We start from the raw sequence: 18160 nt of genomic DNA on the forward strand, positions 1-18160 counted from the left end.
GAAGCCTCTGCAGCAGGGACCCGGGGCCGGGCTCGGGGCGCGGCGGCTCACCGGACGGCGGCCAGGGCGTGGGTCCGGCACCGCGCTGGGCGGCACCGCGCTCGTCGGCACCGCGCTGGGCGGCACCGCAGCGCGACGCCGGACCCACGCCCTGGCCGCCGTCCGGTGAGCCGCCGCGCCCCGAGCCCGGCCCCGGGTCCCTGCTGCAGAGGCTTCGGCGCTCCCGACTGCACTGGCGTCGTCCCGCCCCCGCACCGCCGCCGCGCGTCCCGGTCCCGCCGCCGAATCCCTGGCTGCGCCGGGCGAAACGCGCGGCCGCGGCGCTCACGGTGGTCGCGTTCGTCACCGTCGTCGCGGCCTCGTCGCTGCGCGTGTGGACGCCGTCGTCGTCGCGGTTCATGCGGATCGACGACGGTCCGATCGCCTACCAGTACGTCTCGCTCGACCATGTCAGCCGGTACGTCGTCGCGTCGGTGATCGCGCACGAGGACGACCAGATGGGCCTGCGGGCACAGGCGTTCCACTGGGGTGACTTCGCCGACCGCGCCCGTGCCCATCTGACGGGCGAGGAACAACAGACGTATTCGACGATCCCGCAGCAGCTGGCGAAGAACATGTTCTTCACCCCCGACCAGAGCGCGGTCCGCAAGGCCGTCGAGACGGTGCCCTCGGTGCTGCTGAGTGCGACCCTGCCGGACGCCCGCATCATGGAGCTGTACCTGAACTACGCGCAGTTCGGCCCGGACCTGTACGGGGTGTGCGCGGCCAGCTGGTACTACTTCGACACCCCGCCGTGGGAGATGTACCAGTACCACGCGATGCAGCTGGCCGGCATGCTGCCCAACCCGGAGGACGTGGTGCGCCTGCCCGGGGGCGGTGTCGCGACTCCCGCCGACGCGCAGTACCCGAGCGCGGCGTTCCACATCAACGGCGCCGCGAACGTCGACCTGCCCGCCCGGTTCGCCGGCTGGGGCGGCTGGGAGAACCTCGTCGCGTCGGTCGGGATCGACGACTCGGCCGCCGACCACGCCGACGACCGTCCGAGCGACGACTCGTGCTCGTCGATGCCCGAGCCGGTGCGGCAGCGCCTGGCCGTGGAGGATCCGGGGTTCGTGTCCCGGTCGCAGTAGCCGGACGCGCCGCGACGGACCTGGCGGTTGCGCGCAGCGGTGCTTCTTGCGCACGTACGGACGCGCGCAAGAAACACCTTGCCGCGCAGGAGCATTCGACGACGGCCGCTAGATGCCGACCTCTCGGCGCAGCGTCTTGCCCGTCGCGTTGCGGGGCAGCAGGTCGGAAGTGATCCGCCAGCGCGTGGGCACCTTGAAGTACGACAGCCGCTCGGCCGCGAACTCGCGCAGTTCCTCCTCGGTGACGTGAGCCCCCTCGGCGACGACGACCACGGCCGCGACCTCCTGGCCGAGGTCGGGGTGCGGAACGCCGATCACGGCGCACTCGCGCACGGCCGGGTGCTCGTCGAGGGTCTGCTCGATCTCGGTGGGATAGACGTTCTCGCCGCCGCGCAGGATCAGGTCGGAGCGACGGCCCGTCAGTCGCAGCCGGCCGTTCTCGATGACGCCGTAGTCGCCGGTGCGCAGCCACCGGTCCGGGGTGATGGCCGCGGCCGTGGCCTCCTCGTCCTCCCAGTAGCCGAGCATGACGAACGGGCTGCGCACGCACACCTCGCCCTCCACGCCGTCCGGCAGCCATTCGCCGAACGGGTCGCGGATCTCGAGGCTCACGGTGATGATCGGCCGGCCCAGGGTGCCGGGGAACGCCTCGAGGTCCTGGGAGTTGGCCACCGCGATGGCGGTGCTGCACTCGGTGAGGCCGTAGCTGTCGACGAGGGCGTTGCGGGCGAACGGCACCTTCTCGCGCAGCCGGTCCTTGAACGCGATCGACGACGGCGCCGACGCGAGCGCGAACGCCGTCAGTGACGACAGGTCGTACTTGCCGAGGTCGTCGTGCTCGAGCAGCCGCGACGCCATGGTGGGGACCGCACCCCAGTTGGTGACGCGTTCGCGCTCGATGAGGCCGAGCACCTTGTCGACGTCGAACGAGCCCTGGTGCATGATCACGGCGCTGCCCGTCGCCAGGCGCGGGACGACCAGGTTGTGCAGGCTCGCGATGTGGAACAGCGGCGAGGTGAGCAGGTAGCGCAGGTCGCTGGGGACGTCGTCGCCGGCGGTCCGCCCGGTGAACGCGGCGAGCAGGGCGTCGCTGAACCGGTGGTAGTCCACGACGGCGAGCAGGTTGCGGTGCGAGTGCAGCGCGCCTTTGGGCCGGCCGCTGGTGCCGCTGGTGTACAGGATGACGGACGGGTCGTCCTCGTCGATGTCGACGCGCGGCGGCACGGCGTCGGGGAACTGCGCGATCAGCCGGGGCAGGTCCTCCTCCATCGTCAGGACCGTGATCCCACCGGTGTCGACGTCGGCCAGGGCCGCGGCGCGCTTGGCGTCGACGACGAGGATCTTCGGCCGGCTGTGCTTCAGGCCGTACTCGATCTCCCGCGGCACCCACCATCCGTTGAGGCCGACGGTGATGGCGCCGAGCACCTGGCTCGCCCAGAACGCGATCACCCATTCGGGGGTGTTCGCTCCCAGTATCGCGACCCGGTCACCCTTCTCCACGCCGTACCGCTCGCGCAACGCGTGGGCGAGGGAGTACGCCGCGGCGGCGTGCTCGGTGAACGACAGCCGGCGGTCGGCGGTGACGAGGTAGTCCCGGTCGCCCCAGCGCAGGGAGTCGGCGAGCAGGTCGCCCACGGCCTTGCCGCGGTTCTTCATCACCGGCATCGAGGCGCCGAGCACCTCTTCCTCGACGATCTCGAACCGGCCACCCGGGCCGGTGAGGCGGGAGACGACCTCGTCGAGGTACAGCCGGGGATCTGCGGACGCAGTCATGCGGGGACCTTTCCTTCGTGTCACGTGAATACCGTGTCACCTGCTGCGATGGACCTGGAACCCCACCCCGGCCGCGGCCGCGTGTGAGGCGTGCCACTGCAATTTCTCATGCCGGATCGCGGCCGCGGAAGTGGTTACCACTGAGCGGGACTTCCCGTGATCCACCTGACAGCCGGGGCTACGTTCGGCGCAGAATCGCTGCCGGAGGAGCAACCGCATGTCCACATTTCTCGACAACCCGACGACGAGGATCGATCCCTTCGCCCCCGCGAAGCTCGGTCCGCTGACCCTGCGCAACCGGGTCATCAAGGCGGCCACGTTCGAGGGGCTCACCCCGAAGGGGCTCGTCACCGACGAGCTCATCGAGTTCCACCGCCGGCCCGCCGCCGGCGGCGTCGGCATGACGACGGTCGCGTACTGCGCCGTCGCGCCGGACGGCCGCACCGCGCCCGGCCAGCTGCAGTGGACCGACGAGACCCGGCCCGGCATGCGCAGGCTCACCGACGCGATCCACGCCGAGGGCGCCGCGGTGTCGGCGCAGATCGGGCACGCCGGACCGGTCGCCGCCGCCAAGTACCTGGGCACCCCCGCGCTCGGGCCGAGCCGCGCCTTCCGCATGACGACCCAGAACTTCAGCAAGCCCGCGACCAAGGCGGACATCGCCCGCATCACCGAGGGCCACGCCGAGGCCGCGCGCCGCGCCGTCGAGGCCGGGTTCGACGCCGTGGAGATCCACTTCGGGCACAACTACCTGATCAGCTCGTTCCTGAGCCCGAAGATCAACAAGCGCAAGGACGAGTACGGCGGCTCGCTCGAGAACCGCGCGCGCTTCGCGCGGGAAGCCGCCCGCGCCGTCCGCGACGCCGTGGGAGACAGGATCGCGATCCTCGCCAAGCTCAACATGGACGACGGTGTGCCCGGCGGCTTCTGGCTCGACGAGTCGATCCAGGTGGCCAAGTGGCTCGAGGCCGACGGCTCGCTCGACGCCCTCGAGCTCACCGCCGGCAGCTCCCTGCTCAACCCGATGTACCTGTTCAAGGGCGACGCGCCGCTGCGCGACTTCGCCGCCGTGATGCCGCAGCCCACGAAGCTCGGGATCCAGCTGGTGGGCAAGCACTTCCTGCGCGAGTACCCCTACCGCGACGGCTACCTGCTCGAGGACGCCAAGCAGTTCCGGTCGCAGCTGAAGATGCCGCTGGTGCTGCTCGGCGGCATCACCAACCGGGCGATCATCGACGAGGCGATGGCCGAGGGCTTCCAGTTCGTCGCCGCCGCGCGGGCGCTGCTGCGCGAGCCGGATCTCGTCAACCGCATGCAGGAGGACGCGGCCGCCGCGTCGCTGTGCAACCACTGCAACAAGTGCATGACCGCCATCTACGGGGGCACCCACTGCGTGCTCCGGACGGCGTGAAGGGAGCCGCGACGATGACGAGCACCGTGAACCCCCGCGCCGCCGCAACGGAGACGGGGGTGCAGCGCGCCACCATCGCCGAGATGCTGCTCGACCGCGTCGGCGACGACCGGCTCGGCCTGCGGACCCGGGAGCAGGACTGGACCTGGGACGCCGTGGTGCGCGAGAGCGCGGCCCGCGGCGAGCTGGCCCGCGCGCTGCGCGTCGACGGCCCGTTCCACATCGGCATTCTTCTCGACAACGTCCCGGACTTCCTGTTCTGGCTCGGCGGGGCGGCCCTGGCGGGCGCGACGGTCGTCGGCATCAATCCCACGCGCGGCGCGGCGGAGCTCGAGGCCGAGATCCGGTACGTGGACTGCCAGCTCATCGTCACCGACACCGCCGGGATGGCGAAGCTGCGCGGCCTCGACCTGGGCCTCGACGAGGACCGCTTCCTGCTGATCGACGATCCCGACTACGCGGCGCGGCTCGAGCGGGTGGAACCGGCGATCGCCGACGGCGTCGGCGAGGACAGCCTGTTCCTGCTGCTGTTCACCTCCGGCACCACCGGCCGTTCGAAGGCCGTCAAGTGCTCCCAGGGCCGGTTGTCGCGGCTCGCGTACGCCAACACCGCCAAGTACGGGCACCACCGCGACGACGTCGACTACTGCTGCATGCCGCTGTTCCACGGCAACGCGCTGATGGCGCTGTGGGCGCCGGCGCTGGCCAACGGCGCGACGGTGTGCCTGACCCGCAAGTTCTCCGCGTCCGGCTTCCTGCCCGACGTGAAGTTCTTCGGCGCGACGTTCTTCACCTACGTCGGCAAGGCCCTGGCCTACCTGATGGCCACCCCCGAGCAGCCCGACGACGCCGACAACCGCCTCGAACGGGGTTTCGGCACCGAGGCCTCGCCCGAGGACAAGGCCGAGTTCGTGCGCCGGTTCGGTGCGGTGCTGTACGAGGGGTACGGCTCGAGCGAGGGCGCCGGTTCGGTCCGGCTCGATCCGCAGGCCCCGGAGGGCGCCCTCGGCCGGCCCGCCCACGCGGGTATCGCGGTGGTGAACCCCGACACCCTCGAGGAGTGCGCCCGCGCGGTGCTCGACGAGCACGGCCGCGTCCTCAACCCGGACGAGGCGATCGGCGAGATGATCAACAAGGAGGGCGCCCGCGCCTTCGAGGGCTACTACAAGAACGACGTCGCCGACGCGGAGCGGATCCGCAACGGCTGGTACTGGACCGGCGATCTCGGCTACGTCGACGAGGCCGGCTTCATCTACTTCGCCGGCCGCAAGGGCGACTGGATCCGGGTCGACGGCGAGAACACCTCGGCCCTGATGATCGAGCGGGTCCTGCGCCGGCATCCGAAGGTCGTGAGCACCGGCGTCTACGCGGTGCCGGATCCCCGGTCGGGCGATCAGGTGATGGCGGCGATCGAGGTCGAGTCCCTCGCCGGCTTCGATCCGGTCGAGTTCGCCGAATTTCTCACCGGGCAGGCCGATCTCGGTTCGAAGGCCGTGCCGCGGTTCGTGCGCGTGTCGACGAACCTGCCGGTGACGGGCTCGAACAAGGTCCTCAAGCGCGAGCTGCAGGCGCAGCGCTGGCACACCACCGAGCCCGTGTACCGGTGGGTGGGACGCGGCGCGCCGGAGTACACCGCGATGAGCGCGGACGACAAGGCCGCGCTCGACCGGGAGTTCGCCGCGCACGGCCGGCAACGGCTGCTGAGCGTGTAGGCGATGCCGGAGACCCGCGTCGCCCTCGTCACCGGTGCCAGCCGCGGCATCGGGCGCGAGACCGCCCTCGCGTTCGCCCGGGCCGGCTTCGACGTCGCGGTCACCGCCCGCACGGTCCGCGAGGGCCGGGGCACGGTGCCTCCGCGCACCCGCCGCGACGGCGACGAGCCGATCGCCGTCCCCGGCAGCCTCGAGACCACCGCGGCGGCGATCGAATCGCTCGGGGTGCGGGCACTGCCCGTCCCGATGGATCTGCTCGACGTCGACTCCGTGCGGGCTGCGGGCCGCCGTGTGCTGGACGTGTGGGGCCGGATCGACGTGCTCGTCAACAACGCCTACGCACAGACGAGCGGCAACATGGACCGGCTCCTCGACATCGATCTCGCCGACGCCGCCGCCATGGTGGAGGGCAACTACCTGCACCAGTTGGCGCTGATCCAGACGGTGCTGCCGGCCATGCTCGCCTGCGGCGGCGGCGTCGTGATCGACCTCGTGTCCGGGTCGGCCGCGATCGATCCGCCCGCGCCGCCGGGGGAGGGCGGCTGGGGCCTGTCGTACGCGGCGTCGAAGGCCGCGTTCGCGCGGGTCGCCGGGATGATCAACGCCGAGTACCGCGCCCGCGGCGTCCGGGCGTTCAACCTCAGTCCGGGTTTCGTCGTCACCGAGTCGGGGCGGGCCCGGGGCGGCACCCGCGCGGTGGAGGACGCCGGGTTCGACGCGGTGCCGGCGACGGTGCCCGCCGACGCCGCGGTGTGGCTGGCGACGGTGCCCGACGCGGACCGGTTGCTGGGCAAGGTCGTATGGGCGCCGACGCTGATCGAGAGGATGTCCGCTTCCGCGGTGGAGCGGCGGAACGAGAGGACGGACGTCACGTGAAGCTGGGTGTGGTGGTGCCGGTCGAGCTGGAGCAGAGCGGGGAACCCGAGTGGATCCTCGAATTCGCCCGCGCCGCCGAGAAACTGGGTTTCGACGAGATCTCCGCCGTCGAGCATTCCGTCGTCGTCGCGAACACGGGCAGCGCGTACCCGTATGCGCCGACCGGCAAGTCGCACCTGCCCGACGACTGCGACCTGCCCGACCCGCTCGAGCTGCTGTCGTTCGTCGCCGGCGCCACCACCGACCTCGGGCTCGCGACCGGGGTGCTGGTGCTGCCCAACCACCATCCCGTGGTCCTGGCCAAACGCCTGGCCACCCTCGACCGGCTCGCCCGCGGCCGGGTCCGGATCTGCCTGGGACTGGGCTGGATGCGGGAGGAGATCGAGGCGTGCGGCGGCGACTTCGACCGTCGCGGGAAGATCGCCGACGAGGCGATCGCGGTGATGCGGGCCCTGTGGGCCGGCACCGGTCCGGCCGGGGTGGACTTCGACGGCGAGTTCTACACGTTCCGCGGCGCCCACAGCTGGCCGAAACCGCACCGCGAGACCGGGGTGCCGCTGTACATCGGTGGGCACAGCGCGGCCGCCGCGCGGCGGGCCGGCCGGCTCGGCGACGGGTTCCAGCCGCTCGGCCTGGCGGGGGAGGACCTCGACCGCGCGATCGGGCGGATGCGCCGCGCCGCCGAGGCGGCGGGCCGCGATCCCGGCACCGTCGAGCTGGTGCTCGGGGCGACCCTGCCGCGGCTGGACGAGGCGCGGATGGACCGGGCCCGGAAGCTGGGGGCGGGGCGGATGGTGCTGTCGGCCTCGCCGAACGCGGGATCGCTGAGCCAGGTCGTCGACGAGATGGCCGCCTGCGCCGAACGCCTCGGCCGGGTCTGACGCCGGGCCGGTTCCCGCTGGCCGAGATGCTCCGCCCGGCCGCCGGCAACGCTGACTAGCGTCCGAGGTCACAACGACATTCGGTCGCTAGGAGAATCGCGATGGATCTGAAGGAATCCCCGGAGCAGGTCGCGCTCAGGAAGGAGCTGCGCACCTACTTCGCGTCGCTGCTGCCGGAGGACAAGCGCCGCCGTGCCGGTGAGCAGGGGGTGGGCGGCGAGCACTTCCGCGAGGTCGTCACGCTGCTCGGCAAGGACGGCTGGCTGGGGATCGGCTGGCCCACGGAGTACGGCGGGCAGGGCCGCTCCATCGAGGAACAGTTCGTGTTCTTCGACGAGGTGCAGCGGGCGGGCCTGCCCTTCCCGTTCGTCACCGTGAACACCGTCGGGCCGACCCTGATGAAATACGGCACGCAGGAACAGAAGGACCGCTTCCTGCCCGGCATCCTCTCCGGCGACATCGTCTTCGCCATCGGCTACACCGAACCGGAGGCCGGCACCGACCTGGCGTCGCTGAAGACCCGCGCGGTGCGCGACGGCGACGAGTGGGTGGTCGACGGCAACAAGATCTTCACCTCGGGCGCGAACACGGCCGACTACGTGTGGCTCGCGTGCCGCACCGACCCGGACGTCCCGAAGCACAAGGGCATCTCGATCCTCATCGTGCCGACCGACGCGCCCGGGTTCTCGTGGTCGCCGATCCACACCGTCGGGGGTCTCTCGGTCACCGCCACCTACTACAGCGGTATCCGAATCCCGGACCGGGACGTCGTCGGCGAGGTCGGCGGCGGCTGGCCGCTGATCACCGCGCAGCTCAACCACGAACGCATCGGCCTCGCCGCGATCGGCGGCCGCACCTACGGGCTGTGGCAGCAGGTGCTGGACTGGGCGAAGGAGAACGGCGCCGTCGAGATTCCCTGGGTGCAGCAGGAGTTCGCTCGCACCCACGCCAAGCTCGAGGCGATGCGGCTGCTGAACTGGAAGATGACCGCCGCCGTCGCGGCCGACACCCTCTCCGGTGCCGACGCGGGCGCGACCAAGGTGTACGGCACGGAGACGCACGTCGACGTGTACCGGACGCTGCTGGGCATTCTCGGGGCCGCCGGCCGGATCCGCCCCGAGTCGCCGGGAGCCGTGCTCGCCGGACAGATCGAGCAGATCTCCCGTCAGGGCATGGTCAACACGTTCGGCGGCGGTGTCAACGAGGTCCTGCGCGACATGGTCGGCACGATGGGCCTGGGCCTGGTGCGGGAGAAGAGGGTCAAGTGAGCGAACTGCTGACCAGGCTGAGGGCGTTCGAGGGGCAGACCCTGACGCCGACGACGTGGGGCCCTGACGCGGTCAACACCCCGATGATCCGGCACTGGGTCGAGACGATGGGCGACACCAGCCCGATCTACCTCGACGACGCCGCCGCCCGCGCCACCGGCCGCGACGGTGCCGTCGCGCCCGCGCTCATGACGCAGGTGTGGACGATGCGCACCTTTACCGACAAGATGGCGAACAACGACCCGTCGCCGGTGTGGACCGACCTGATCGCCACGCTCGACGACGCCGGCTTCACGTCCGTCGTCGCGACGGACTCGGACTTCGAGTTCTTCGTCGAACTGCGCCCCGGCGAACGTGTTTCACTCACCGAGGTGATCGAATCGATCTCCGAGGAGAAGAGGACCGGGCTCGGCGCGGGTCACTTCGTGACCACCCTCAAGACGTACCGCAACGGGGACGGCGCGGTCGTCGCCACCCAGCGCTGGCGCACCCTGCGCTTCCGGCCGAAGGACACGGCGCAGCCGGAGCCGAAGCGCGAGAGCTCGCCCGGCTCGGAATCCGCCGCTCCGAAGGGTCTGCGCCCGCGTCCGGCGATCAACGCCGACAACGCCTTCTGGTTCGAGGCGGCCAGGGAGCACCGCCTGGTGATCCAGCGTTGCGCGGCGTGCGGCACGCTGCGGCATCCGACCGGGCCGATGTGCGGGCGGTGCCGTTCCCTCGAGTGGGACACCGTCGACGCGTCGGGCCGCGGCACCGTCTACAGCTTCGTCGTCAACCACCACCCGCGGATCCCCGGGTTCGAGTACCCGCTCGTCGTCGCGACGATCGAACTCGAGGAGGGCACCCGGCTGATCGCGAACATGACCGGTGTAGAACCGCACGAGGTCGAGATCGGCATGGCGGTGGAACTGGACTGGATCGACGCCGACCCCGAGTTGACGCTGCCCGCGTTCCGGCCGGCCGCACGGAAGGATTCGTAGATGGATTTCAACTTCAGCGAAGAGCAGGAAGCGATTCGCGGCCTCGCGCACGAGGTCTTCACCGGCAAGGCCGGCATCGATCGGGTCAAGCAGGTCGAGCTGAGCGACGAGCGCATCGACCGGGAGCTGTGGCGGGAGCTGGCCACCACGGGTCTGCTCGGCGTCGCGCTGCCCGAAGACCTCGGCGGCGGTGGGCTCGGCCTGGCGGAGCTGTACGTCCTGCTCGAGCAGCAGGGCCGGCACGTGGCGCCGGTGCCGATCTGGCAGTCGGTGCTCGCCGCGCTCGCCGTCGCCGAGTTCGGCACCGACGACCAGCGCACCGCGCTGGTGCCGGGTGTCGCCGACGGCAGCCGGTTCCTGACGATCGGTCTCGAGGAGTTCGGCCCCTACGTCCCCGGTGACCCGCAGACCACCGCCACGGAGGCCGGCGGCCGGTGGGCCCTGACCGGTGCGAAGGCCGTCGTCCCCGTCACCCACGTCGCGTCCCGCGCGATCGTCTCGGCCACCACCCCGGCCGGTGCCGCGCTGTTCGTCGTCGATCTCGCCGGCGCGGGCGTCTCCGTCGAGCAGACGCACTCGACCACCTGGGAGATCTGCGGCAATGTCACGTTCGACTCGGCTCCCGCCGAGCTGCTCGGGCCCACGGACGGCACCGCCGCGCAGTGGCTGCTCGACCGCGTCGAGCTCGCGCTCGCCGCGATCCAGCTCGGTGTCGGCTCGGGTGCCGTCCAGCAGGCCGTCACCTACCTCAACGGGCGCATGCAGTTCGGACGTCCGCTCGCGACGTTCCAGGCCGTGGGCCACCAGCTGGCCGACTGCTACATCGACCTCGAGGCGATGCGCGTGACGCTGTGGCAGGCCGCGTGGCTGCTCGCCGAGGGACAGGACCCCGGCACCTCGGTGCTCGTCGCGAAGTGGTGGGCCACCGACGGCGGCCAGCGCGTCGTGCACCGCACCACGCACGTGCACGGCGGCATGGGCGTCGACACCGACTATCCGGTGCATCGGCACTTGTTGTGGGGCAAGCAGATCGGCGCCACCCTCGGTGGCTCCGCGTCGGATCTGGCGCGCCTGGGCGCCCAGCTCGCCGCCGGCGTCGAGGTGGTCGCGTGACCGCCACCGTGTCCACGGGCCGCAGCTACGACGACATCGAGATCGGCGAGGCACTGCCCGAACTCGCGATCCCGCTCACCCGCACACTGATCGTCGCGACCGCCCTCGCGACCCGCGACTTCCAGGATGTCCACCACGACCCCGAGCTGGCGCGCGAGCGCGGTTCGAAGGACGTGTTCATGAACATCCTCACCAGCAACGGGCTGGTGGGCCGGTTCGTCACGGACTGGTCCGGTCCGTGCGCCGTCGTGCGGCGGGTGAAGATCCGTCTGGGCGCACCGAACTACCCCGGGGACACCATGACGATGACCGGCGAGGTGGTCGGCAAGTCCGACGGCCTCGTCGAGGTCCGCGTCCGCGGCGCCAACAGCCTCGGCGACCACGCCACCGGCACTGTCACGATCGCCTTCACCGACCGGCCGGGAGGAACCCGATGACCAGCCCGCTCTCCGGTGCCGCCGCGATCGTCGGCATCGGCGCCACCGAGTTCTCCAAGAAGTCCGGCCGCTCGGAGCTGCAGCTCGCGTGCGAGGCCGTCGTCGCCGCACTGGCCGACGCCGGCATCGACCCGTCCGAGGTCGACGGACTGGCCACCTACACGATGGAGACCAACGGCGAGATCCTCGTCGCCCGCAACTGCGGGCTCGGGGAACTGAAGTTCTTCTCCCGCATCGGCTACGGCGGCGGGGCGGCGTGCGCGACGGTGCAGCAGGCCGCGATGGCCGTCGCGACGGGCGTCGCCGAGGTCGTCGTGGTCTACCGCGCGTTCAACGAACGTTCCGGTATCCGGTTCGGTCTCGGCCAGCACGACCGGCCGATGGATTCGACCGCCGACCGCGCCGCCTACGCGTGGCTGACCCCGCAGGGGCTGGCGACGCCCGCTCAGTGGGTCGCGATGTTCGCCCGCCGCTACATGCACCAGTACGGTGCCACGAGTGAGGATTTCGGTCGGGTTGCCGTCGTCGCCCGCAAGCACGCCGCGAACAATCCGGCCGCGTGGTTCCACGGCAAGCCCATCACGCTCGCGGACCATCAGAACTCGCGGTGGATCGCCGAGCCGCTGCACCTGCTCGACTGCTGCCAGGAGACCGACGGCGGTCAGGCCCTCGTCGTCGTCTCCGCGGAACGCGCCCGGGACCTGCGGCACCGGCCCGTGCTCGTCAAGGGCGCCGCGCAGGGCTCCGGCAAGGACCAGCACATGATGACCAGCTACTACCGTCCGGACATCACCGGCATCCCCGAGATGGGACTCGTGGGCCGCCAGCTCTACGGCCAGAGCGGACTGAGTCCGGACCACATCGACGCGGCGATCCTCTACGACCACTTCACCCCGCTGGTGCTGCCGCAGCTCGAGGAACTCGGCTTCTGTGGCGTCGGTGAGGCCAGGGACTTCGTCCGCGAGGGCAACCTCGAGATCGGGGGCCGGCTGCCGAGCAACACCCACGGCGGCCAGGTCGGCGAGGCGTATCTGCACGGTGTCAACGGCATCGCCGAGGCGGTCCGCCTGGTGCGCGGCACCTCCACCAATCAACCCGACGGCGTCGAGAACGTGATCGTCACGGCGGGAACCGCGGTTCCCACGTCCGGACTGATCCTCGGTGCCGCCTGATCCCGGAAGGATTCGACAATGACGGCAGTGGAGACAATGACGGCAGTGGAGCAGAAGGCCGGCGCGTGGCGCGGAGCCGACCTGGGCACCCGCACGGTGGCCTACGACGAGCGCGACGCGATCCTCTACGCGCTCGCCGTCGGCGCCCAGCCCGCCACCGACCTGGACCTGGTGCTCGAGGACCGGCTGCGGGTGCTGCCGACGTTCGCGCTGACCCTGGCCCAGTGGGCACCGGACGAGCTGGGCTCGCGCGGCGCGTTCGACACGACGACGGCGCTGCACGGCTCGCAGGAGCTGACCGTGCTGGCCCCGCTGCCGCGTCGCGGTGAGGTGGAGCTGCGGGCGTCGGTGGGCGAGGTGTGGGACAAGGGGGCCGCGGCCGTGTTCGAGGTCCGCGTCGAGTGCGAGTACTTCGTCGCGACGTGGTCGATCTTCGCGCCCGGCGCGGGTGGTTTCGGGGGCGAGCGCGGCCCGTCGAAGCCGGCGGCGCCGCAGGGCGAGCCGGAGCTGACCGGGGAACTGGCCACGGCCGCGAACCAAGCTGCGCTGTACCGGCTCACCGGCGACCGGCACCACATCCACATCGATCCGGAGGCGGCCGCGCGGATCGGTCAGCCGCGCCCGATCATGCACGGGCTGTGCACCCTGGCGGCGGTGACCCTGCCCCTGGCCCGGCTCCTCGGGGCGCATCCGGCGGACCTGATCGAACTGCAGGGCCGCTTCGCGGCGCCGGTGTTCCCCGGCGACGTCGCCGTGCTGCGGGTGTGGGGCGGACGCGACGACGCCGTGTTCGAGGTGGCCGCGGACGGGCAGGCCGTGATCTCGGGGGCGCGCGCGTCGTTCGCGTGAGGTCGTGGACCGGTGCCCGGCTGCCGGGCACCGGTCCACGCGTCACTTGCCGTGCAGGGCCATGTAGCGGGCCGGGTACTCGCCGCCGCCGTGGACCGCCAGGTCGGCGCCGTTGACGTAGGACGCGAGGTCGCTGCCGAGGAACAGGCAGGCGCGCGCGATGTCCGACGGGACGGCCATCCGCTCCATCGGCAGGGTGCGGGTCACCGCGGCGCCGCCGTCGTCGCCGTAGACCGAGGCCGCGGCCTCGGTGCGGATCAGGCCGGTGGTGATGTGGTTGACCCGCACCTTCGGTGCCCATTCGAGGGCGAGGGCCTTGGTCAGGCCCAGCAGGCCGGCCTTTGCGGCGGTGTACGCGGCGGTGCCGGGCTGCGGATCGTGTGCCGAGACGCTGCCGATGTTGATGATCGAGCCGCCCCCGGGCCGCTCCTGCATCACCCGGTTGGCCGCCTGCGCCGCGTAGAACGGGGCGAGCAGGTTCAGCGCGACGATCTTCTCCACGAAGCGCGGGGAGACGGTGGCGGCGTCGGAGTCCGGTGACCCGCCGGCATTGTTGACCAGCACGTCGAGCCGGCCGAACCGGGCGACGGCGTCCTCGACCAGGGCGGCCACGTCGGCGGGGTCGCGCACGTCGACGGCCCGGAACGCCGCGCTCCGCCCGCCGGCCGAGGGCAGGGACCCGGGCTCGTTGCGGGCGCATACCAGGACGTCGGCGCCCGCGGCGAGGAAGTGTTCGGCGACGACGAAGCCGATGCCCTTGGTGCCGCCGGTGACGATCACGGCGCGTCCGGTGTGGTCGACGGGATTGGGAAGGTGCACGTGGCTACCTTTCTGGAACTCGGGTCGGTTCGAGACTGCTTGCAGTCGCGCGCCTTTCGTGGACGCGAGCGGGAACCGACGTGGACAAGCAAGTGCTTGGTCAAGGATAGTGGACGGGACGCCTGGGGCACCAGGATTTCCGTAGTGGCGAGAGAACCGGGAGCAGGGACACATGGGCAAGCTGGACGGCAAGGTCGCGCTCATCACGGGCGCGGGACAGGGGATCGGACGGGGCATCGCCCTCGCGCTCGCCAAGGAGGGGGTGCACATCGCGGCCGCCGGCCGCACCGAATCCAAGGTGGTCGCGACGGCCGAGGCGATCGAGGAACTCGGCGGCAAGGCGCTGGCGTTGCGCTGCGACGTGAGCAGCGCCGACGACGTCGACGCGGCGGTGCAGCGCACCGTGACGCATTTCGGCGGCGTGGACATCCTGGTCAACAACGCCAACGACTGCCGGCCCGGCCCGCTGCTGTCGTTCACCGACGCCGAGTACGAGCGGTCCTTCGCCACCGGCCCGCTCGCGACGCTGCGGCTGATGCGGGCCTGCTACCCGGTGATGAAGGAGCGCGGGGGCGGCTCGATCGTCAACCTCGTCACGTCGGCGGCGGTCCGCTGGGACGCGAGCAACTACGGCGTCTACGGGTCGATCAAGGAGGGCATGCGGTCGCTGACCCGCGCCGCGGCCTGCGAGTGGGGAGTCGACGGGATCCGCGTCAACGCCATTGCACCACACGCGATGTCGCCGGGACTCGAGGCCTGGATGGCGCGCAACCCGGAGGAGGCGGAGGAGTTCCGCGCGGGAATCCCGTTGCGCCGCATCGGCGACCCCGAGACCGACATCGGGCGGGCGGTGGTCTTCCTAGTCGGCGAGGATGCGGGGTATCTCACCGGCGCGACGATCCCCCTCGACGGCGGCCAGTCGCGCTGGGGCTGACGCCCCCGGTGCGTCCTTTGGGCTGCCCTGGCGGCCCAAAGGACGCACCGGCGCCGCAGGCGCCTATCCGGTGACCCGTCCGGCGTTGCCGGCGTCGACCGGCAGCACGGTGCCGCTGATGTGGGCGCTCGCCTCGGCGGCGAAGAACAGCACCACGCGGGTGATCTCCGCCGGTTCGAGCCACGGCACCGGCTGCGCGTGCAGGCTCTGGAAGATCGGGGCCACGTCGTCGGCGCCGGGATGCTCGAGATCCGGGCGCATCAGGCCGTAGAGGAAGTCGTTGTGGATCATCGGTGTCGAGATGTTCCCGGGGGCAATCGCATTCACCGTGACACCGTGCGGCGCCAGATCCAGCGCGGCGCTCTTGGTCAGGCCGATCACGCCCCACTTCGATGCGCTGTACGCCGCCATGTTGGTGTTGCCCGCGCGGCCGAGCATCGACGAGATCGTCACGATCCGCCCGTAGCCGCGCGCGACCATGCCGGGCGCCACCGCACCGACGGTGTTGAAGACACCGGTCAGATTCGAGCCGATCGCCTCCGCCCACTGCGCCTCGGTCATCGCCTGGATCGGGGCGGCCACCGACACGCCCGCGTTCGCCACCGCGATGTCGATCCGCCCGAACTCGGCGTGCGCCTGCGCCACGAGTTCGTCCATTGCCGGGCGGTCCGCGGTGTCCAGCTTCGCGGTCAGGCACCGGCGCCCGGTGGCGCGCACCGCCGCCGCGGTCTCCTCCAGATCCGCCTCCGTGGCCAGCGGGTACGGCACCACCGGGCTGTCGGCGCACCGGTCGCACAGCACGATGTCGGCGCCGCGCTCGGCCAGCGCCACCGCGTGGCTGCGGCCCTGGCCCCGCGCCCCGCCCGTGATCAGCGCGACCCGGCCTTCGAACTCACTCATCGAATCCACTCCTGTCCTCCTCGGTCAGCAGGTCGATGCTCCAGCCCCGGCGGGCCCGCAGGGGTGCGGCGATCCCGCTCAGCGGGAAAAGGGCAGGCCGCGGGCCGTCACACCACCGCTGCGGCGGGCACCAGCGCGGCGCCCAGGCCGGACGGCGCGTAGTTCGGCCGGTACGACGGCTGGGGCCGGTTCCCCGCGACGAGCAGCGCGACGACGACGAACGCGATCGCCAGCACGAGCGCGAGCGCGCCGACGATCGACCAGAAATCCGGCCGCAACGACCGTCGGCGGGGTTCGTCGCCGTAGGTGAGCCGCTTGACGCGCCGGACCTCGGCGGCGGGCGGGGCGGAGTGGGCGGCCGCCGCGTGCCGGGACGCCGGCGGGCGGACCGGCTCCACCGCGGAATCGCCCGGCGTGAGCACCTGTGCGATGGGCTGTGTGATCGCCTGGGGGTCCACCGACTCGAGGTTGTGCATGGCCGTCCGTTCTCTCCATTGCCGACGGCCGTGAATCGCCGATTCGGAGACGTCCGTTACCTCGATCGTCGCGACACGGTCAGTCGGTCCACGCGAAGCGGAACCGTTCCGCGAGTTCGGCGGGCGGCCGCGAGCGGTACTCCCCGAACTCGTAGCGTTTCACGGCGAGCAGGGCCTCCATGATCGACGGTCCGAACAGGCGCTGCGCGAGGCCGGAGGACCCGAGCGCGGCGAGCACGCCGTCGGGGTCCGTCGGCAGGACGCGGACCCCGAGTTCGGCGCGTTCGGCATCGGTCATCCGGCCCGGATCGACCGGGATCTCCGGCGGAACCGGGAGTGCGTCGGTGAGACCGGCGTGGGCCGCCCCGAGGATCGCCGCGCCGGCGAGGTAGGGGTTGGCCGACGGGTCCACGGGCTTGACCTCGAGGTGGGCGCCGTAGGGGCTCCCGGGCGTGAGCGCGCACAGCCGCAGCGCGGCCTCACGGTTCTCGAGCCCCCAGCAGCACCACGCGCCGGACCACATGCCCGGCTGCAGCCGCAGATGCGAGAGCACGGACCCGGTGAGGACCGCCCCGAACTCGGGCAGCGCGCGCACGATGCCGGCGACGACGCTGCCGCCCGCCGCAGTCACCCCGTGCGGGCCGTCGCCGCCGGACAGGAGCGGCCGCCCCTCGCGGGTGAAGGACACGTGGACGTGGGCCCCGTTGCCCGCCCCGCCGACGACGGGGACGGGGGAGAACGACGCCCGCAGACCGTGCCGCCGGGCGGTGCGGCTGATCAGGATGCGTGCGAGCACCAGGTTGTCGACCGACTCCACGGGGGCTGCCGGAGACAGGGAGAGTTCGAACTGCTGCGCGCCCGCCTCGGCGTGAATCTGGTCGATGCCCAGACCCGCCTGCGCGGCCGCGTGCAACAGATCCGCGACGAACGGGTCCCGCCCGAGGACGGCACCGAGACCGTATGCGGACCATTCGCTGCGCCCGCCGTCGAAGAGCGTGAACTCGATCTCGTGCCCTGCCCGGGCCTGCACGCCGGCCGCGGCGAGCTCCTCGACGACGCGTTCGAGCGCTGCGCGCGTGCACAACGGTGACCGCGTCCCGTCCTGCTCGTACAGGCCGGCCGGCGCCCACCGGACGCCGTCCCCGACGGGCCGGAGCCGGTCGCGGTCGATCCGCAGCCGAAGATCGCCCGTCACCGACAGTGACGGCGTGAACGCCAGGTGGTCGTCGACGCAGAAGACCGCCCAGCTCGGCGACGCGCCCGCGCCCGACTCGACGAACGACGTAAGCCTGTGTCCGGGAAACACCTTCGCCCGCGAGATGCCGGTCGAATCGACGACCGAGCCGACGATGCGCTCCTCGCGGGCGCGTTCGCCCGTCACGGGGTCGAAGCGTTCCTCCGTCACGGCGGCGAAGCGTTCCTCCGTCAC

General features: G+C 71.7%; 17 protein-coding genes. 12 read left to right on the top strand and 5 right to left on the bottom strand.

The genetic code is table 11. The features are described from left to right. The first annotated feature begins 329 nt into the window (after positions 1-329). Complete coding sequence (locus AIIKEEIJ_RS25835; protein ID WP_006935153.1) at positions 330-1130, top strand: biosynthetic peptidoglycan transglycosylase; 801 nt, start codon at positions 330-332, stop codon at positions 1128-1130. 108 nt (positions 1131-1238) lie between these two features. Here the strand turns inward: AIIKEEIJ_RS25835 and AIIKEEIJ_RS25840 are convergent, their stop codons facing one another. Next, entirely contained in the window at positions 1239-2903 is a 1665-nt protein-coding gene (locus AIIKEEIJ_RS25840; RefSeq protein WP_029545915.1) for a class I adenylate-forming enzyme family protein, read from the bottom strand. Positions 2904-3120: 217 nt separating this feature from the next. On the opposite strand from AIIKEEIJ_RS25840, the gene AIIKEEIJ_RS25845 reads away from it, so the two are divergent. The 10 genes from AIIKEEIJ_RS25845 (at position 3121) to AIIKEEIJ_RS25890 (ending at position 13602) form a co-directional block, all read left to right on the top strand. Next, positions 3121-4314 (top strand): NADH:flavin oxidoreductase, encoded by a 1194-nt coding sequence (locus AIIKEEIJ_RS25845; RefSeq protein WP_006935158.1) that lies wholly within the window; start codon positions 3121-3123, stop codon positions 4312-4314. Between the two features lie 14 nt (positions 4315-4328). Further along, entirely contained in the window at positions 4329-6026 is a 1698-nt protein-coding gene (locus AIIKEEIJ_RS25850; protein WP_161996860.1) for an AMP-binding protein, read from the top strand. A gap of 3 nt (positions 6027-6029) precedes the next feature. Next, positions 6030-6902, top strand: coding sequence for an SDR family NAD(P)-dependent oxidoreductase (locus AIIKEEIJ_RS25855; protein WP_161996861.1), 873 nt, complete (start codon positions 6030-6032; stop codon positions 6900-6902). Then, a complete protein-coding gene (locus AIIKEEIJ_RS25860) occupies positions 6899-7783 on the top strand; it encodes an LLM class F420-dependent oxidoreductase (protein WP_006935161.1) in 885 nt (294 codons plus the stop codon). Before AIIKEEIJ_RS25855 ends, AIIKEEIJ_RS25860 begins: the two co-directional genes overlap by 4 nt. Before the next feature lie 101 nt (positions 7784-7884). Beyond that, positions 7885-9051 carry an acyl-CoA dehydrogenase family protein gene (locus tag AIIKEEIJ_RS25865; RefSeq protein WP_050035867.1) on the top strand — a complete coding sequence of 389 codons (1167 nt, stop codon included), beginning with the start codon at positions 7885-7887 and terminating at the stop codon, positions 9049-9051. Then, a complete protein-coding gene (locus AIIKEEIJ_RS25870; protein WP_161996862.1) occupies positions 9048-10031 on the top strand; it encodes an FAS1-like dehydratase domain-containing protein in 984 nt (327 codons plus the stop codon). Before AIIKEEIJ_RS25865 ends, AIIKEEIJ_RS25870 begins: the two co-directional genes overlap by 4 nt. After that, a complete protein-coding gene (locus AIIKEEIJ_RS25875) occupies positions 10032-11144 on the top strand; it encodes an acyl-CoA dehydrogenase family protein (protein ID WP_161996863.1) in 1113 nt (370 codons plus the stop codon). It abuts the gene before it with no gap. Next, the gene (locus AIIKEEIJ_RS25880) at positions 11141-11581 is read left to right on the top strand and encodes a MaoC family dehydratase (RefSeq protein WP_102800491.1); all 441 of its coding nucleotides are present in this window, start codon (positions 11141-11143) and stop codon (positions 11579-11581) included. The genes AIIKEEIJ_RS25875 and AIIKEEIJ_RS25880 overlap by 4 nt, the downstream gene beginning before the upstream one ends. Beyond that, a complete protein-coding gene (locus AIIKEEIJ_RS25885) occupies positions 11578-12753 on the top strand; it encodes a lipid-transfer protein (RefSeq protein WP_006935170.1) in 1176 nt (391 codons plus the stop codon). Before AIIKEEIJ_RS25880 ends, AIIKEEIJ_RS25885 begins: the two co-directional genes overlap by 4 nt. 36 nt (positions 12754-12789) lie before the next feature. Continuing rightward, complete coding sequence (locus AIIKEEIJ_RS25890) at positions 12790-13602, top strand: MaoC/PaaZ C-terminal domain-containing protein (RefSeq protein ID WP_161996866.1); 813 nt, start codon at positions 12790-12792, stop codon at positions 13600-13602. Positions 13603-13644: 42 nt separating this feature from the next. Here AIIKEEIJ_RS25890 and AIIKEEIJ_RS25895 read toward each other — a convergent pair whose 3' ends face one another. Beyond that, positions 13645-14421, bottom strand: coding sequence for an SDR family oxidoreductase (locus tag AIIKEEIJ_RS25895; protein WP_043798546.1), 777 nt, complete (start codon positions 14419-14421; stop codon positions 13645-13647). Between the two features lie 172 nt (positions 14422-14593). Between AIIKEEIJ_RS25895 and AIIKEEIJ_RS25900 the strand changes: the two genes are divergently transcribed. Next, the gene (locus AIIKEEIJ_RS25900; protein WP_006935179.1) at positions 14594-15355 is read left to right on the top strand and encodes an SDR family NAD(P)-dependent oxidoreductase; all 762 of its coding nucleotides are present in this window, start codon (positions 14594-14596) and stop codon (positions 15353-15355) included. A 63-nt stretch (positions 15356-15418) separates the two neighbouring features. Here the strand turns inward: AIIKEEIJ_RS25900 and AIIKEEIJ_RS25905 are convergent, their stop codons facing one another. The 3 genes from AIIKEEIJ_RS25905 to AIIKEEIJ_RS25915 all read right to left on the bottom strand — a co-directional run bounded on the left by AIIKEEIJ_RS25905 (position 15419) and on the right by AIIKEEIJ_RS25915 (position 18136). Then, on the bottom strand, positions 15419-16255 hold the full coding sequence (locus AIIKEEIJ_RS25905) for a mycofactocin-coupled SDR family oxidoreductase (protein ID WP_043798722.1): 837 nt from the start codon (positions 16253-16255) through the stop codon (positions 15419-15421). A gap of 107 nt (positions 16256-16362) precedes the next feature. Beyond that, positions 16363-16731, bottom strand: a complete 369-nt coding sequence (locus tag AIIKEEIJ_RS25910) for a hypothetical protein (RefSeq protein WP_043798543.1) — start codon at positions 16729-16731, stop codon at positions 16363-16365. A 79-nt stretch (positions 16732-16810) separates the two neighbouring features. Beyond that, complete coding sequence (locus AIIKEEIJ_RS25915) at positions 16811-18136, bottom strand: glutamine synthetase family protein (RefSeq protein ID WP_051446024.1); 1326 nt, start codon at positions 18134-18136, stop codon at positions 16811-16813. Between the last annotated feature and the right edge of the window lie 24 nt (positions 18137-18160).

The organism is Rhodococcus sp. YH1, assembly GCF_009939605.1.
Lineage (GTDB): Bacteria > Actinomycetota > Actinomycetes > Mycobacteriales > Mycobacteriaceae > Rhodococcus > Rhodococcus aetherivorans.

What these genes read in the sequence shown, in the direction of transcription:
- AIIKEEIJ_RS25840 (WP_029545915.1), bottom strand. Translation starts at nt 2,903, where the DNA reads ATGACTGCGTCCGCAGATCCCCGGCTGTACCTCGACGAGGTCGTCTCC.
- AIIKEEIJ_RS25845 (WP_006935158.1), top strand. Translation starts at nt 3,121, where the DNA reads ATGTCCACATTTCTCGACAACCCGACGACGAGGATCGATCCCTTCGCC.
- AIIKEEIJ_RS25850 (WP_161996860.1), top strand. Translation starts at nt 4,329, where the DNA reads ATGACGAGCACCGTGAACCCCCGCGCCGCCGCAACGGAGACGGGGGTG.
- AIIKEEIJ_RS25855 (WP_161996861.1), top strand. Translation starts at nt 6,030, where the DNA reads ATGCCGGAGACCCGCGTCGCCCTCGTCACCGGTGCCAGCCGCGGCATC.
- AIIKEEIJ_RS25865 (WP_050035867.1), top strand. Translation starts at nt 7,885, where the DNA reads ATGGATCTGAAGGAATCCCCGGAGCAGGTCGCGCTCAGGAAGGAGCTG.
- AIIKEEIJ_RS25875 (WP_161996863.1), top strand. Translation starts at nt 10,032, where the DNA reads ATGGATTTCAACTTCAGCGAAGAGCAGGAAGCGATTCGCGGCCTCGCG.
- AIIKEEIJ_RS25885 (WP_006935170.1), top strand. Translation starts at nt 11,578, where the DNA reads ATGACCAGCCCGCTCTCCGGTGCCGCCGCGATCGTCGGCATCGGCGCC.
- AIIKEEIJ_RS25890 (WP_161996866.1), top strand. Translation starts at nt 12,790, where the DNA reads ATGACGGCAGTGGAGCAGAAGGCCGGCGCGTGGCGCGGAGCCGACCTG.
- AIIKEEIJ_RS25900 (WP_006935179.1), top strand. Translation starts at nt 14,594, where the DNA reads ATGGGCAAGCTGGACGGCAAGGTCGCGCTCATCACGGGCGCGGGACAG.
- AIIKEEIJ_RS25905 (WP_043798722.1), bottom strand. Translation starts at nt 16,255, where the DNA reads ATGAGTGAGTTCGAAGGCCGGGTCGCGCTGATCACGGGCGGGGCGCGG.
- AIIKEEIJ_RS25910 (WP_043798543.1), bottom strand. Translation starts at nt 16,731, where the DNA reads ATGCACAACCTCGAGTCGGTGGACCCCCAGGCGATCACACAGCCCATC.